At 39.0% G+C, this 14,959-nt stretch carries 15 protein-coding genes; 12 read left to right on the top strand and 3 right to left on the bottom strand.

Annotated features, from left to right (window positions below; all coding sequences use genetic code 11):
- Positions 1-29: 29 nt before the first annotated feature.
- Complete coding sequence (locus tag AAEZ22_RS01630) at positions 30-2,540, bottom strand: penicillin-binding protein 1A (RefSeq protein WP_011329365.1); 2,511 nt, start codon at positions 2,538-2,540, stop codon at positions 30-32.
- A gap of 131 nt (positions 2,541-2,671) precedes the next feature.
- On the opposite strand from AAEZ22_RS01630, the gene AAEZ22_RS01625 reads away from it, so the two are divergent.
- From AAEZ22_RS01625 to AAEZ22_RS01585, 9 genes are all read left to right on the top strand, one after another.
- Positions 2,672-3,751, top strand: coding sequence for a pilus assembly protein PilM (locus tag AAEZ22_RS01625; RefSeq protein WP_011329364.1), 1,080 nt, complete (start codon positions 2,672-2,674; stop codon positions 3,749-3,751).
- The gene (locus tag AAEZ22_RS01620) at positions 3,739-4,311 is read left to right on the top strand and encodes a PilN domain-containing protein (RefSeq protein WP_011329363.1); all 573 of its coding nucleotides are present in this window, start codon (positions 3,739-3,741) and stop codon (positions 4,309-4,311) included. The genes AAEZ22_RS01625 and AAEZ22_RS01620 overlap by 13 nt, the downstream gene beginning before the upstream one ends.
- Entirely contained in the window at positions 4,301-4,903 is a 603-nt protein-coding gene (locus tag AAEZ22_RS01615; RefSeq protein WP_011329362.1) for a type IV pilus inner membrane component PilO, read from the top strand. Before AAEZ22_RS01620 ends, AAEZ22_RS01615 begins: the two co-directional genes overlap by 11 nt.
- Complete coding sequence (locus AAEZ22_RS01610) at positions 4,903-5,439, top strand: pilus assembly protein PilP (RefSeq protein WP_352295896.1); 537 nt, start codon at positions 4,903-4,905, stop codon at positions 5,437-5,439. The genes AAEZ22_RS01615 and AAEZ22_RS01610 overlap by 1 nt, the downstream gene beginning before the upstream one ends.
- Positions 5,426-7,516, top strand: coding sequence for a type IV pilus secretin PilQ (locus AAEZ22_RS01605; RefSeq protein WP_089368803.1), 2,091 nt, complete (start codon positions 5,426-5,428; stop codon positions 7,514-7,516). The genes AAEZ22_RS01610 and AAEZ22_RS01605 overlap by 14 nt, the downstream gene beginning before the upstream one ends.
- 442 nt (positions 7,517-7,958) lie before the next feature.
- On the top strand, positions 7,959-8,477 hold the full coding sequence (gene aroK / locus AAEZ22_RS01600) for a shikimate kinase AroK (RefSeq protein WP_008466255.1): 519 nt from the start codon (positions 7,959-7,961) through the stop codon (positions 8,475-8,477).
- 28 nt (positions 8,478-8,505) lie between these two features.
- Complete coding sequence (gene aroB, locus AAEZ22_RS01595; RefSeq protein WP_011329359.1) at positions 8,506-9,576, top strand: 3-dehydroquinate synthase; 1,071 nt, start codon at positions 8,506-8,508, stop codon at positions 9,574-9,576.
- Positions 9,576-10,895 carry an AAA family ATPase gene (locus AAEZ22_RS01590; protein ID WP_352295893.1) on the top strand — a complete coding sequence of 440 codons (1,320 nt, stop codon included), beginning with the start codon at positions 9,576-9,578 and terminating at the stop codon, positions 10,893-10,895. The genes aroB and AAEZ22_RS01590 overlap by 1 nt, the downstream gene beginning before the upstream one ends.
- Positions 10,896-10,948: 53 nt before the next feature.
- Positions 10,949-11,806, top strand: coding sequence for a Dam family site-specific DNA-(adenine-N6)-methyltransferase (locus AAEZ22_RS01585; protein ID WP_011329357.1), 858 nt, complete (start codon positions 10,949-10,951; stop codon positions 11,804-11,806).
- Here the strand turns inward: AAEZ22_RS01585 and AAEZ22_RS01580 are convergent.
- Positions 11,763-11,948 carry a DUF2970 domain-containing protein gene (locus AAEZ22_RS01580; RefSeq protein ID WP_041454590.1) on the bottom strand — a complete coding sequence of 62 codons (186 nt, stop codon included), beginning with the start codon at positions 11,946-11,948 and terminating at the stop codon, positions 11,763-11,765. The two genes, AAEZ22_RS01585 and AAEZ22_RS01580, sit on opposite strands and share 44 nt — an antisense overlap.
- A gap of 2 nt (positions 11,949-11,950) precedes the next feature.
- Complete coding sequence (locus tag AAEZ22_RS01575) at positions 11,951-12,247, bottom strand: hypothetical protein (RefSeq protein WP_182683870.1); 297 nt, start codon at positions 12,245-12,247, stop codon at positions 11,951-11,953.
- Positions 12,248-12,462: 215 nt separating this feature from the next.
- On the opposite strand from AAEZ22_RS01575, the gene rpe reads away from it, so the two are divergent.
- The 3 genes from rpe to trpS are packed head-to-tail and all read left to right on the top strand — an operon-like array spanning position 12,463 to position 14,848.
- Positions 12,463-13,146, top strand: coding sequence for a ribulose-phosphate 3-epimerase (gene rpe / locus AAEZ22_RS01570; RefSeq protein WP_352295890.1), 684 nt, complete (start codon positions 12,463-12,465; stop codon positions 13,144-13,146).
- Positions 13,146-13,811 (top strand): phosphoglycolate phosphatase, encoded by a 666-nt coding sequence (locus AAEZ22_RS01565; protein ID WP_011329354.1) that lies wholly within the window; start codon positions 13,146-13,148, stop codon positions 13,809-13,811. The genes rpe and AAEZ22_RS01565 overlap by 1 nt, the downstream gene beginning before the upstream one ends.
- Positions 13,812-13,843: 32 nt before the next feature.
- On the top strand, positions 13,844-14,848 hold the full coding sequence (gene trpS, locus AAEZ22_RS01560; protein ID WP_011329353.1) for a tryptophan--tRNA ligase: 1,005 nt from the start codon (positions 13,844-13,846) through the stop codon (positions 14,846-14,848).
- The last annotated feature ends 111 nt before the right edge of the window (positions 14,849-14,959 follow it).

Below are 14,959 nucleotides of genomic sequence, written 5' to 3'. Positions count from 1 at the left end.
CATTTAGCTAATGAGAGATGTGCTTATGGTTAAAATAGCTCTTCTTCTGTTTTGGTGTTTTCTTCAAAAATATCGCTTGGCTGCGAAAGCACATAACTAGTTGGGGTAGTGCCTTTTTCAAAGTATTCAAAGCGGCTAGTGTAATCATTTTTGTGGCTTAATAAGCCAGTCGCTAAATCAATACGAATAGAAACTAATCCTTCAGGTGGTTCAATTGGCGCTTCTGGTTGCCCATCAAGAGCTGCCCTCATAAATTCATTCCATGCCGGTTGAGCTGTTTTAGCGCCCGATTCAGCCCCTGTTATTTGACCACTATCAAGGTTGTTGTTATAAGCAGAACGACCTAGAGTATTGCCAGGGTTGTCAAAGCCAACCCATACTGAGGTGAGTACATTGCGGTTAAAACCACTAAACCAAGTGTCAACAGAATCGTTTGTGGTACCTGTTTTACCCGATAAATCACGACGCCCTAAACGCTGTGCTCGCCATGCAGTCCCCGTCCAGCCTGTTTTATTGCTCCAGCTTCCGCCGCCCCAAATTGCGCTGTTCATAGCGTCTGCAATTAAAAAAGCATTTTGTTTAGAAATAATACGTGGGGCACATTGCACTGTTTGCTGCGCTTTTTCACCTTGCTCAGTATTTTCTATCGTTAGGCTGCTGTTATTTTCGATAGCGAGGGGCTGCGTGTTCTCATCGCAGGCTAGGGCTGGGTTTGCTTTAAATAACACTGTACCAAAGGCATCTTGAATTTCAGATATAAAATACGGTTCTATTAAATGCCCGCCATTAGCAAACGCGCTCATACCACGAGCAAGTTCTAATGGAGAAATGGAAGCACTACCAAGCGCTAAAGATTCACTGCGGTTAATGTCTTTATTATCAAAACCAAATTTAAGTAAATGATCAGCAGTACGTTGCAAGCCTACACCACGTAGAAGACGAACCGAAATAACGTTTTTAGATTGCGCCAATGCGCGGCGAATACGAATTGGGCCATTATAAACTGCAGGGCTGTTTTTTGGGCGCCATGCAATACCTTGGCTTTTATCCCATTGATTAATTGGAGCGTCGTTTAAAATGGATGCTAAAGTGTAGCCTTTTTCCAGAGCTGCAGAGTAAATAAAGGGTTTAATGTTTGAGCCGACTTGGCGTTTAGCTTGCACTGCACGGTTGTACTGGCTTTGCTCAAAACTATAACCACCAACAATTGCTTTAATACGGCCATCTTGAGGGTCTAAAGACACAATGGCACTAGAGGCTTCAGGAATTTGACTCAATAAATAATTATTATCGTCGTTTTTACGTAGCCATATTTGTGCACCTGGTACTAATATTTCAGTTGCAGCTTTAGGAGCAAAACTTTGGCGGTAACGCGTAATATATTTACGTGCCCACTTTAAGTTATCCCATGTAAGTGTTGCCAGTTCACCATTTTTTAGTAAAACGTCGGCTGTTTTTTCGTTAACCGCCAATACCACTGCTGCTTGTAAGTCGCCAAGCTGTTTTACGTCTTTTAGCTGGTTAAGAATTTGTGCTTGGCTTAATGCTGGTTGTGTTTGCGCATCCCATAATAAACGCTCTGGACCTCTAAAACCGTGGCGCATATCGTAACTATGTAAGTTATTTACTAAAGCCGTTTGCGCAGCTTGTTGAACGTGGGATTCTACCGAGGTAAATATTTTAAAGCCAGAGTTGTACGCTTTATCAATACCGTATTTAGCAACCATTTCTGCACGCACCATTTCAGATATATAAGGTGCGTATAAATCTATTTCAGCGCCATGAAAAACGGCCGTTATAGGTTGATTAATAGTCTCTTCATATTCGCTTTGGGTTATATAACGTTCAGACAACATTCTACCAAGTACGACATTACGACGCGCTTTAGCACGCACTGGATTGCGAATAGGATTAAGCGCTGAAGGTGCTTTTGGCAGGCCGGCAATCATTGCCATTTGCGCAAGGGTTAAGTCTTTTAGTTCTTTACCGTAATAAACTTGCGCTGCTGCACCAATACCAAACGCCCTATTACCTAATTCAATTTTATTTAAATACAGCTCAAGAATTTCGTTTTTGCTTAATAAGTTTTCAATATGTATCGCGATAAAAATTTCTTTTACTTTACGAATGTAGGCTTTTTCGCGGGTTAAGAAAAAATTACGTGCTAGCTGCATAGTAATAGTACTAGCGCCTTGTTTTTTCTCTCCGGTAGATATAAGTACAAGCGCAGAGCGGACTATACCTATTGGGTCAATACCAAGGTGATCATAAAAGCGGCTGTCTTCGGTGGCTAAAAATGCATTAATGAGGGGTTGTGGTATTTGGTCTATTGTGACCGGAATTCGTCGTTTTTCACCAAATTGATTGATCAACAGACCATCTTTAGTGAATACTTGCATAGGAGTTTGTAATTGCACGTCTTTTAAAACTTGCACACTTGGGATATCAGGTTTAACGTAATAATAAAGGCTGAACAAAGTGATCAGTCCAAATAATGTGCAAATGATAAAAAATTGTAAAGTTCTTTTTAATAAAATCACTGATATTTCCCTAAATGGACTCCCAATTACAAGTTGAGGCTGCTAGTATATATTGATTAAAAAATGAATAGTATTTTTTCAGATAAGAATTATAACTTGTTTATTATTAAAACAAAGGCAAAGTTGCAAACATGCTAAGTCAACTATTTAAAAAGCCATCGCCGATGATGGTAGGCATTGATATAGGATCGCACTCTATCAAAGCTGTACTGTTAAGTGAAACAGACACTGGGCTTCGATTAGAAGCACTTGCAATTGAACCTATGCCAAAAGGCGCCATGAGTGAGCGTACTATTCAAGATATTGAAGCAATTGGTAATGTAATAACTAAATTAAAACGAAAATTACCTAAATCACTAAAAGAAGCTGCGGTGGCTGTTTCAGGCCAGACCGTGATCACCAAGGTGATTTTCATGGATGTCACCTTAAGTGACGCTGAATTAGAATCGCAAATTGAAATTGAAGCAGACAGCTTAATTCCTTATCCATTAGATGAAGTTAATCTTGATTTTGAAAAGCTATCAACCAATGCCGCCGATCCTAGTAAAATGAATGTATTGCTTTCGGCTGCGCGTACTGAAAGCGTTGAAGCACGTGTTGGCGCGTTAGAAGCGGCTAACTTAGTTGCTAAAGTGGTTGACGTAGAAAGCTACGCATTAAGCCGAGCAATGGATGTGTACTATCAACAGTTACCAAGTGATGCATTTAATAAGTGCGTTGCAATTGTCGATATTGGCGCGGTATTAACACTCGTAAGTGTAGTGCAAGCGGGCGATACAATTTATACCCGCGACCAAGTGTTTGGTGGCGATCAATACACTAATAGTATTGTTACTTATTATAATAAAGGCTTTGATGAAGCTGAAATTGGTAAAGCAACCGGCGACTTACCGCCAAATTATACCTTTGAAGTACTTGCACCTTTTCAAACAGCCTTGCTACAACAAGTGCGCCGCGCGGTGCAAATGTTTTTAACCACCACGGGTAAAGATCAGCTAGATTATATTGTATTAACCGGTGGTACAGCTATGATTAGCGGTTTTGAGCGCTTATTAGTCGAAGAGTTAGGTATACACACAATTGTAGCCGAGCCATTTGTAAATATGGAAATATCTCCTAGAGTTGACCGTAATGTATTACAGCGTCATCGCACGCAATTTGCTATTGCAACAGGACTCGCTTTGAGGAGCTTTTCATCATGCCACATATAAATTTACTGCCTTGGCGTGAACTACAGCGTGAAGACTCAAAAAAGAAGTTTATTACTTCATTAATTGCAGTTGTTGTTTTGTGTTTTTTGAGTATGTATTTATTGAGCTCATTTTATGGCGCTTTAAAAGAGGGTCAAAATCTAAAAAACAATTACCTTAGTGCAGAAATAAGTATGCTAGATAAAGAAATAAGAGACATTAGAGAGCTAGATAAGAAAAAAGAAAACCTGCAGCAGCGTATGCGCTTAATTGAAAACCTGCAAAGGAGTCGTAATTTAGGCACGCAAATTATGGATGAAGTCGCAAAAATAGTACCTGCAGGGGTTTATTTAACTAAGCTAGAGCGACGCGGTAATCAAATTCATGTACTTGGAAAAAGCGAATCAAATAATCGCCTTTCAACCTTGTTACGTGAAGTGCAAGGTTCTTATTTATTAGAGCGCCCAGTAATGCAAGGTATTGTTGCTGGCGATAAATCGTCGCGTTTGTTGAGTGATTTTAATATGGAATTTTATGTAAAACCATTCGATAAAATTGGCGAGGTACATGATGAACCTTGATTTTAAAGCTTTTAAAGATATAGATTGGAATGAAATAGAACTTGATAATATAGGTGAATGGCCGGTTATTGTTAAAGTTATTTGCGGTGCTTTTATTGCGGGTTTAGTGTTGTTTTTTAGCTATAGCTTATTAGTTTCGGATGAAATAGACAGTTATCACAACGCGGTAGCCAAAGAGGTGGAGCTGCGCACTACTTATCGCACCAAATATGCGGTAGCCAGTAAACTAGATATTTATCGGCTGCAAATGATTGAAATGGAAGATAAGTTTTCTCAGCTATTAAAACGCCTACCAACCTCTAATGAAACCCCAGGCTTATTAGATGACTTATCTTATGTGGGTACTACCAGTGGCTTAACCTTTTTAAAAATTGGTTGGTTGCCTGAAGTTGAAAAAGAATTTTATACCGAACTGCCAATAAAAATAGAAGTGGTAGGGACCTACCATGAATTTGGTCAGTTTGTAGGTAAAGTGGCTCAATTACCGCGAATTGTTAGTTTACATGACTTTTCTATTTTATCATCTGGAGAAAAGCAGTTAACATTTAGTGTGATTGCAAAAACTTATCGCTACGAAGAGGGGACTAAATAATGAATAAACTCCCTTTAGTGGCTATTTTTACAATGTTATTGAGTGGCTGTAATAGTGACACTTCTGAACAAAAAGAATTTATTGATCAGGTAAAAGCAAGTACAACCCCCAGAGTGGAAAAAATACCAGAGCTCATTCAGTTTGAGTATTTTGAATACAATGCAGGTCAATTGCGTAGCCCATTTGTAGCTCCACAACCTGAAATTATACAAAATAAGTTAACGCAAATTAAAAACTGTTTGCACCCAGATCCAGATAGAATTCGTGAGCCATTAGAAAAATATCCGCTAGATAACCTAGCGATGAAAGGCACATTAGGCTCTAATAGCCAAACATGGGCACTTATTACTGCTGCTGATGCAACGCTGCATAGAGTAACCGTAGGGAGTTACTTGGGCGCTTACGACGGAAAAGTAAAAAAAGTGAGTAGTGACTATATTGAGTTAATAGAATTAATCCCTGATGGATCTGGCTGTTGGAAAGAGCGTCAGACTAAATTAGAAATGTTAGAGGCGACAATTGATGGCGCAAATTAATAACAAAAAAGGTCATACAAATATGTATAAGGATGTAGGTTCGCTTCATCGTGTATTGTCAGCTTTATTAGTGATTTTTGCACTATTAATAGCCAAAACTGCGGTAGCTGAGCCGCTACTTTATGACGTGCGCTATAATCCATTATTAAAAGGCGAAACCGAATTACAGCTGGTATTTGATGAAGAATTAACCCAGCAACCAAGTATTCAAGTGTTCAATAGCCCAGCGCGTATAGAAATGCTGTTTACCAATGCACAGTTAGATCAAGGGTTAGCCGATGTTGCTGTTAATTTGGCTGGAATAAATAATGTAACCAGCGTAATGACAAGTAACGGTTTAAAAGTAACGGTACATCTTGAGCGTTTGAAAATTTATGAAACCCAGGTTAATAATAATCTGGTCTCGCTGCGTATCTCTGATAATCCATTAACCGAGCAAGCGCTAACGACTGATGATGCTGCAGATAGCATTGGCGGTAGTTACATTAATCGTATTCAATCTATTGATTTTCGCCGTGGTGAAAAGGGCGAAGCTAAAGTATTGGTATTTTTGCAAGATACTCAAGCCGCAATAGAAGTACATGAAAGTGGCGGTAAAATTATTGCAGAGTTTCATCACACTGATATTTTAGATGATTTATTATACGAATTAGATGTACTTGATTTTGGTACTATCGTAAGCAATATAGAAACCTTTAAAGAAGATAACCTGAGCCGAATTGTTATTGAGCCAAACGCAGCATTTACGTTTACTTATCAGCAAATAGATAATATTTTTACCTTAAATGTTGAGAAAGACGAAACCCAAAATGCTTACCTTGATGGTGGTAAAGAATATCAAGGTCGACCAATGACCCTGAACTTTCAAGACATTTCGGTACGTGCAGTCTTGCAAATTATAGCCGGATACAACGACTTTAACTTAGTAACCAGTGATTCTGTAACGGGCAATATAACGCTACGTTTAGATGGCGTGCCTTGGGATCAAGCGCTTGATGTGGTACTCAGAATAAAAGGCCTTGATAAGCGTATGGATGGCTCTATTTTAATGGTAGCCCCATCAGAAGAGCTTGCAGCACGTGAAGCAAAAGATTTAAAAGCAAAGCAACAAGTAGAAGATTTAGAGCCTTTGTACAGCGAGTACATTCGCTTAAATTATGCAAAGGCCGAAGATTTTGCAGATTTACTAAAAACGGACACTAACAGCATTATAACCCCAAGAGGGAGTGTGTCGGTTGATCAGCGTACCAATACATTATTAATGAAAGATACGGCAAAAAGTATCGAAAGCGTACGCCGCATGGTCGAAACGCTAGATATACCCGTAAAGCAGGTTGTAATTGAAGCGCGCATGGTAACCGTACGCGACAACGTTACAGAAGATTTAGGGGTACGTTGGGGCTTTAGTGATCAGCAAGGAACCGATGGTATTTCAGGCACCCTAGAGGGGGCTGAAAACATCTCTAATGGTAATATTCCAAGCTTGTCTGATAGATTAAATGTAAACCTGCCGGTTGCCAATCCTTCAGCTAGCATAGGTATGCATATTGCTAAACTAGCTAATGGTACGTTAATTGATTTAGAGCTAACTGCGCTTGAAGAAGAAAATAAAGGTGAAATTATTGCCAGTCCGCGAATTACTGCGGCTAACCAGCAAAAGGCGAGGATTGAACAAGGTACCGAAATACCTTATGTTGAATCAGCCTCTAGTGGTGCGACAACAGTAAGCTTTAAAAAAGCAGTACTTAGCTTAGAAGTAACACCGCATATAACACCTGATAACAAAGTTATTTTGAATTTAATTATCACTCAAGATACCCGAGGTGATACAGTACAGACCGGAACAGGCCCTGCGGTTGCAATTGATACGCAACAAATTGAAACGCAGGTACTGGTAGAAAATGGCCAAACAGTTGTTTTGGGTGGTATTTTTCAACAGCAAATTATTAATTCGACCAAAAAAGTTCCTTTATTGGGCGACATTCCATACATTGGAAGACTGTTTAAAAGTACCAGTGAGTTTAACGAAAAGCGTGAACTACTGATTTTCGTCACTCCTAAGATACAAGTTGATTAGGACGTGATTATATTTGAATATTGATTTTGCAGCACTCTACTTAGTTTACTAAGTAGAGAATATGCAGTGTGGTTACTTCCCAAAATATGCGATAGCAGCATAAAACCAACATGCGCTGCCCTTCGGGTGCACTCTAGTGTTATTTTGCGCTTTACTGTGTGAGTTTTACATAACATTACGTAGTAAAGTTATCAGTAATTTGATAAATACAACTTTGGATTGCACAAATTTTAACCATGAAAAATAAATACTCCCTAAAATAAGCTAATGTTTTGTTAACTAATGGATGATTATTTAGATTAATTGCTCGTTATATGGCTTTTTATGCTAATTGACTTGAAATACCCAACCGATTACTGAGATAATCCTCTCCTTAATTTTGGGGCCAGGTCGTTAGGCGGGGTTTTATTTCAAATTTTAGAGTTCGTTTGTACTAAAAGATATGGCTGAGAAACGTAATATATTTCTAGTTGGCCCCATGGGGGCTGGCAAAAGTACGATTGGTCGTCACATCGCTGACCAATTACACCTTGAATTTGTTGATTCTGATCAAGAAATCGAACGCCGTACCGGTGCAGATATTGCCTGGGTGTTTGATCTTGAAGGTGAAGAAGGCTTTAGACTTCGTGAAGAATCTGTTATTGGCGATCTAACCGAAATGCAGGGTATTGTACTTGCAACCGGTGGTGGTTCAGTAATGAGTAAAGAAGTTAGAAACAAGCTTTCGGCTCGCGGTATTGTAGTATACCTAGAGACACCGATTGAAAAACAAGTTGCACGCACACAACGCGACAAGCGTCGCCCATTACTGCAAACAGAAGAAGCACCTCGTGATGTATTAGAACGTTTAGCAGAAGAACGCGAACCGTTATATAAAGAAGTGGCTGATTTTGTTGTACGCACTGATGAGCAAAGCGCTAAAGTTGTTGCTAACCAAATCATCGAGAAACTGGATTTTTAATTACTAATATTAAAGGAAATAGCTAAGCATGCTTGAATTATCTGTTAATTTAGACGAGCGAAGTTACCCTATTTATATTGGTCAATCTACACTTCAAGATAATGGCCGCCTAGTTCATCACATTGGTGATTGTCGGCCTATCATCATTACTAACGACACTATTGCGCCTTTGTATTTACAAGGCTTATTAGCGCAGTTAGCAACATTGAATCCACTGCACTTTATTATTCCTGATGGCGAGCAATATAAATCGCTTACTTGGTTTGAAAAAATATCGGCATTTTTACTCGAAAATAACTGTGGTCGTGACACCTGCTTAATTGCATTAGGTGGCGGCGTTGTTGGTGATTTAACTGGTTTTGTTGCTGCATGTTATCAGCGTGGCATTCCCTTTATTCAAATGCCAACGACACTATTATCACAAGTTGATTCGTCGGTAGGTGGAAAAACAGCGGTAAATCATCCACTAGGTAAAAATATGATTGGGGCATTTTATCAGCCACAAGCCGTTTTTATCGACACACAATCATTACATACTTTACCTGCGCGCGAGTTTGCAGCCGGTATGGCTGAAGTGATTAAATACGGTTTGATTTACGATACTGAGCTATTTGCTTACTTAGAGCAAAATGTTGAGCGTTTACAGCAATTAGATGAAGCCTGTTTACAGCATATAATTTATAGGTGCTGTGAAATTAAAGCGCTAATTGTAGCTCAAGACGAAAAAGAGCAAGGCCTAAGAGCACTATTAAACTTAGGTCATACCTTTGCGCACGCAATTGAAGCGCAAATGGGGTACGGTGTTTGGCTACATGGCGAAGCAGTAGCAACAGGTATGGTACTTGCTGCAAAACTAGCATATACACGCCAAGATTTAACCGCTGAGGACGTTACGCGTATCTCTGGTTTAATTGCGCAATATAGCTTACCCACGCAGATCCCGGCGGTAATGACCAGCGAGCATTTTTTGCAGCATATGCGTAAAGACAAAAAGAATAAAAAGGGTACTATCCGCTTTATTCTGCCCACCCAATTTGGACAATGTGCATTAGTGGATGATGTTTCAGATGACCAAGTTCGAGCGTTAATCGAGCAATAATGCAGCCACAAATTTTACCAAGCCGTGCGGCATTGGTGGATAGAATCGCACTGCAATTTGAGTACGGACAAAACCTGATTGTTTTACTAGGCACCTCTGGCCTAGGTAAAAGCTACCTACTCGAAACTTTTATTACTGATAAATATAACGATTTTAATAAAGCATTTGTGCAAGTAACAGCGCAAATGACAGACATTCAATTAATGAGCGAGCTATTAGAGCAAAGCTTTAATGCACCTTTAATTGATCATAGCTTGAGCCTATCCGAAAACTTTTATCAATTATTACAACAGCAAGCTTGTGGCCCTTGTTTATGGGTGCTAGATAACGCCAGGCACTTATCAGAAGAATTGCAGGTAGAGTTAGAACTACTGGCTAAAAACTCCCCCAGTACGCTGTATATTATGCTTGCTGCGCAGTCAAAACTGGCCTTTGCAGCGGCAATAAACATTCACTTAGAGCCATTAAACCAGGGCGAAAGTAAGCAGTTAATGCGTTGGTATTTTAGCGACCTGCCTTATGATGAAGACCCAGTTTACCAAGCTTTTATAGTTGCGGCTCAGGGTAATCCTAATTTATTACTGAGCTGGCAAGCAACAGAACATATAGCGGATGTTGTTGTAAAAGATAAAGTATCTTGGCGTTTACACTTATTAATTTTGATGTTAATTATTCTGTTTTTAATAATAGGCTTGTTATATAAATCAGACATGACTCAATGGTGGCAACAATATTATCAGCAAGCTGAGCCTGAAGTGCTCACAACGGCAATTTCGGTTAAGCAAATACAGCAGCCATTAGCGATAGCTAGCGACAATAGCGTTATTGCAGCGTCACCTAACTTACCTGCAAGCATAGTTGAGCTACAAACAGCGCATAATGATGTGCCTGCAATTATGCAAAGTCTGACTGCGAAGCAAACAATTCCCAGCTCTAAAAATACACCATCGGTAGAGCCAAAGGTATTAGCAACGCAGCCACACAGTAATATTTCAGCTCAGGTTGAGAGCAAAATACTCACAGGTAATGCATGGTACTTACAACAGCCAGACACAAATACAGTTATTCAATTATTAGCGATTACTCAGCAACAAGTCAGTGCTGAATTTATTAGCCAGCATAAACTACAAAAAGTAGCGCATACCTATCAAACTAAAAGAAACAATAAAACTTGGTGGGTGGTAACAGTGGGTAGTTTTACTGATATGAATGCTGCAAAGTTAGCTATGAGCGCTTTGTCTGCAGAGGTTAAAATAAATAAGCCTTTCTATAAAAAAATAAGCAAAATAAAACAAGAAATTGTATTAGTTGATCAGTAAACTAAGCAACTTTAGTGTAAAATCGCGCAACACCAGATTGAAGTAAAGAGCCAATGCAGCAAAAGAGTAGAGCCTTCCTTAAATGGGCTGGCGGAAAATACAGTCTAGTTGAAGATATTAACGCGCGACTAAAGCAAGCTAGCCAGCAGGCTGATACTTTGGTTGAACCTTTTGTTGGTGCCGGCTCAGTGTTTTTAAATAGCGACTTTAAACACTATATTCTTAATGATATTAATGCCGATTTAATTAATTTATACAAAGAACTTAAAAACTCGCCCGATGAGTTTATAAGTGATGCTAAAAAGCTGTTTGTGGATTTAAATAATCATCCCGACGCTTACTACGAATACCGCGTGCAATTTAATCAAAGTAGCGATATATACGAACGCGCAATGCTGTTTTTATATATGAATAGACACGGTTATAACGGGCTTTGTAGGTATAACTTAAAGGGTATTTTTAATGTACCTTTTGGTAAATACAAAAAGCCTTATTTTCCCGAAAAAGAAATGTACTTTTTTGCTAAAAAAGCGCAACAGGCTACGTTTACCTGCCTTGATTACGATGACATTTTTAAACTAGTACCTAAAAATGCAGTTATTTATTGTGATCCACCGTATGTGCCTTTAAGTAAAACAGCCTCGTTTACCTCGTATGCTAAGGGCGGTTTTAATTTAGATGATCAAGCAAATTTAGCAAATTTAGCCGAGCAAGCGGCGTTTGAAAACGATACTCCAGTGCTTATCTCTAACCATGATACGGTATGGACGCGTAAAATTTATAGCCAAGCAACATTAGATCAAATTCAGGTAAAGCGTACTATTAGCCCTAAAGGCGGATCGCGTAATAAAGTGAGCGAACTAATGGCTATGTACTTAGCACCGAAACAACAATCGCGTAAATCGAAATAATAAAAACAATAAAAAGCATAATAGCTATTATGATAATGCTAACTGGCGAGTGGTGTTTAAAATCTGCGTGGCGTTTATGGTTAGATTGCACCCCAAAAAATGCAGCAAGTACACTTTGTAAGGCGCTAAAAAATTGTCGCATGTTTAAAATGATGGTTTTAAAGAGGGAAGCTTTTTAGAATCACCAGAGCTTGTAAGTAACTCTAATAAATCTAAATAATGAAACTGTGCACTGCGGCTATCGCCTGTTATCCATGAAGACCAAGACGATTCATCTACTATTTTAAGGCAAGCACTTACAGCTGTATCTGTAGAAGTTGTTTGTTTTTGCTGGCAATTGTTAATTGCCGTTAAATCTTGCTCAGAACTTGAGATAAAATTTAACGCTCCAACAAACAAAAATGCTGACGCCATTAATATCCCTGTTTTAAAAGCACGCATGATTTAAACCTAATAATTTGATCCTTTTTTAAGCATAACAAAAATTGCTTAAATAACAAACTTAAATTTTAGCATTAGCTTCTAAAGTCGAATAAAAATAAAGGCTTATCAATAATCTTTATTTTTATTAAGCCATTATATTTGTCGCGATTACTTGGGTAACATCATTAATTAAGTTACATTAACGCAATATATTATTCATTGTCGGATTAACTATGTTGAACCCAGAAAAAAAATACTTAATAGCCCCTTCTATTTTATCTGCTGATTTCGCTAAACTAGGCGAAGATGTTGATAGCGTACTTACTGCGGGTGCCGATGTGGTTCACTTTGACGTGATGGATAATCACTATGTGCCTAACTTAACCATTGGCCCTATGGTGTGTAAAGCGCTTAGAAATTACGGTATTAAAGCGCCTATTGATGTGCATTTAATGGTTAAACCAGTTGATAGCCTTATTCCTCAGTTTGCCGAGGCCGGCGCTTCAATTATTACTTTTCATCCAGAAGCCAGTGAGCATATTGACCGCACATTACAATTAATAAAAGATCATGGCTGCCAAGCTGGTTTAGTATTTAATCCAGGTACTAGCTTGAGCTTTCTTGATCATGTGATGGATAAAATTGATGTTATTTTAATAATGTCGGTTAATCCAGGGTTTGGTGGGCAAAGCTTTATTGCGCATACTTTAGAAAAACTACGCCAAGCAAAACAACGTATTGTAGAATCGGGTCGCAATATACGCTTAGAAGTTGATGGCGGAATAAAAGTCGATAACATTGCCGCTGCTGCAGAGGCGGGTGCTGATATGTTTGTAGCGGGTTCAGCCATTTTTAACCAGCCAAATTACCAAGAAGTTATCGATCAAATGCGTGAGCAATTAGGAAGTGTTAAATAATGAAGTACGACCTAGCCCTGTTTGATTTAGATGGTACCTTAGTAGATAGTGTATACGATTTATACATAGCACTTAATCTTACTTTGAGCGACTTAGCATTTCCGATTGTTAGCCAGCGCTTAGTAGAAAGCTGGGTTGGCAATGGTATAGAAGTATTAGTAAAACGCGCACTGAGTGGCGAAATGCAAATAAGTGAGCATTTAGATAAAGCACTTAGCGATAAAGCATTTACATTATTTTACCAACATTACGAACAGCAAGTAGGTGAATATAGCGTACTTTACCAACATGTTGAAACTGGGCTTGCTGCCCTACGTGGTATGCCCAAGGCATTGATCACTAATAAAGATCGTTTATTTACCGAAAAATTACTGGATAAGTTAGCCTTAACGAGTCATTTTGAGCTAATAATTTGTGGTGATGACATGGCTAAAAAGCCATCAGCAGAGCCGTTGTTATTTGCCTGTAATAAACTAAATGTTGAGCCCAGTAAAGCGATTATGATTGGCGACTCTAAAAGCGATATACTAGCTGCCAATGCAGCTAAAATTGACGTTATTGCACTGAGCTATGGTTATAATCAAGGTGAAAACCTTAAGGACTATAATCCACAGTACCTATGCGATAACTTCTTAGATATAATACCTGTTCTTACACAGCGCTAAGTGCTGTTAATTAAGCAAAATAAAGGAAAATCATGAGTAAACCAGTAGTTTTAAGTGGCGTGCAGCCAACCGGTGGTATGACAATAGGCAACTATGTTGGCGCTATTAACCAGTGGCTAAAGTTACAGGAAGACTATGATAGCTACTTTATGCTTGCAGATCTTCACGCAGTAACTGTGCGTCAAGACCCTGAATTACTTCGCTCGCGCGTTTTAGATGGTGTAGCGCTTTATACTGCTTGTGGTATTAACCCAGAAAAAGCCGCGTTATTTGTGCAATCGCAAGTACCAGAGCATGCACAACTTGCTTGGGTATTAAATTGTTATGCACAAATGGGCGAACTTAATCGTATGACCCAGTTTAAAGATAAGTCGGCAACGCACGCGCACAATATTAACGTGGGCTTATTTGCTTACCCAGTATTACAAGCGGCCGATATTTTATTATACCAAGCAGAGCAAGTGCCGGTAGGGGAAGATCAAAAGCAACATCTTGAACTAACCCGCGATATCGCAACACGTTTTAACAACCTGTATGGCGAGGTATTTAAAATACCTCAAGCGTATATTCCAGAGTTTGGTGCGCGAGTAATGAGTTTGCAAGATCCGCTGAAAAAAATGTCTAAGTCGGATGAAAATCTAAATGGTTTTATTATGATGTTAGATGAGCCAAAAAAGATTGAGAAAAAACTGAAAAAAGCAGTTACCGATTCAGACGAACAAGCGCGTATTTACTTTGACCGAGCTGAAAAGCCTGGAGTGTCAAATTTACTTACCTTGTTAAGTGTGGCAACTAAACGTTCAATTGAAGATTTAGTGCCAGAGTACGAAGACAAAATGTACGGCCATCTGAAAAAAGACACTGCAGATGCTGTAGTGGCAATGATTGAGCCAATTCAAGCGCGTTTTAAAGAGATCAGAGAAGATCAAACACTCCTTAATAACATCATGAAGCGTGGCGCAGAAAAAGCCAGCAGCCAAGCCGAAGGTACGTTAAAAGCTGTGTACGATGCACTCGGTTTTATTCCTCGCGGCTAAACCTTGCTAGTTAAAATGATCAATAAAAATGCCGCTTTATTTATAAAGCGGCATTTTTGTTTTATTAGTGTATTTGGCGGTTAATAAAAGAAGTTAACCACCAAATACACA

It is taken from the genome of Pseudoalteromonas sp. 20-MNA-CIBAN-0454 (assembly GCF_040308685.1).
Lineage (GTDB): Bacteria > Pseudomonadota > Gammaproteobacteria > Enterobacterales > Alteromonadaceae > Pseudoalteromonas > Pseudoalteromonas nigrifaciens.
The sequence above is the reverse complement of the archived record's forward strand: the minus strand, read 5'-3'. Positions and strand labels throughout refer to the sequence as shown.

Coding starts and splice junctions, on each gene's coding strand:
- AAEZ22_RS01625 (WP_011329364.1), top strand. CDS start 2,672: ATGCTAAGTCAACTATTTAAAAAGCCATCGCCGATGATGGTAGGCATT.
- AAEZ22_RS01620 (WP_011329363.1), top strand. CDS start 3,739: ATGCCACATATAAATTTACTGCCTTGGCGTGAACTACAGCGTGAAGAC.
- AAEZ22_RS01615 (WP_011329362.1), top strand. CDS start 4,301: ATGAACCTTGATTTTAAAGCTTTTAAAGATATAGATTGGAATGAAATA.
- AAEZ22_RS01610 (WP_352295896.1), top strand. CDS start 4,903: ATGAATAAACTCCCTTTAGTGGCTATTTTTACAATGTTATTGAGTGGC.
- AAEZ22_RS01605 (WP_089368803.1), top strand. CDS start 5,426: ATGGCGCAAATTAATAACAAAAAAGGTCATACAAATATGTATAAGGAT.
- aroK (WP_008466255.1), top strand. CDS start 7,959: ATGGCTGAGAAACGTAATATATTTCTAGTTGGCCCCATGGGGGCTGGC.
- aroB (WP_011329359.1), top strand. CDS start 8,506: ATGCTTGAATTATCTGTTAATTTAGACGAGCGAAGTTACCCTATTTAT.
- AAEZ22_RS01590 (WP_352295893.1), top strand. CDS start 9,576: ATGCAGCCACAAATTTTACCAAGCCGTGCGGCATTGGTGGATAGAATC.
- AAEZ22_RS01585 (WP_011329357.1), top strand. CDS start 10,949: ATGCAGCAAAAGAGTAGAGCCTTCCTTAAATGGGCTGGCGGAAAATAC.
- AAEZ22_RS01580 (WP_041454590.1), bottom strand. CDS start 11,948: ATGCGACAATTTTTTAGCGCCTTACAAAGTGTACTTGCTGCATTTTTT.
- AAEZ22_RS01575 (WP_182683870.1), bottom strand. CDS start 12,247: ATGCGTGCTTTTAAAACAGGGATATTAATGGCGTCAGCATTTTTGTTT.
- rpe (WP_352295890.1), top strand. CDS start 12,463: ATGTTGAACCCAGAAAAAAAATACTTAATAGCCCCTTCTATTTTATCT.
- AAEZ22_RS01565 (WP_011329354.1), top strand. CDS start 13,146: ATGAAGTACGACCTAGCCCTGTTTGATTTAGATGGTACCTTAGTAGAT.
- trpS (WP_011329353.1), top strand. CDS start 13,844: ATGAGTAAACCAGTAGTTTTAAGTGGCGTGCAGCCAACCGGTGGTATG.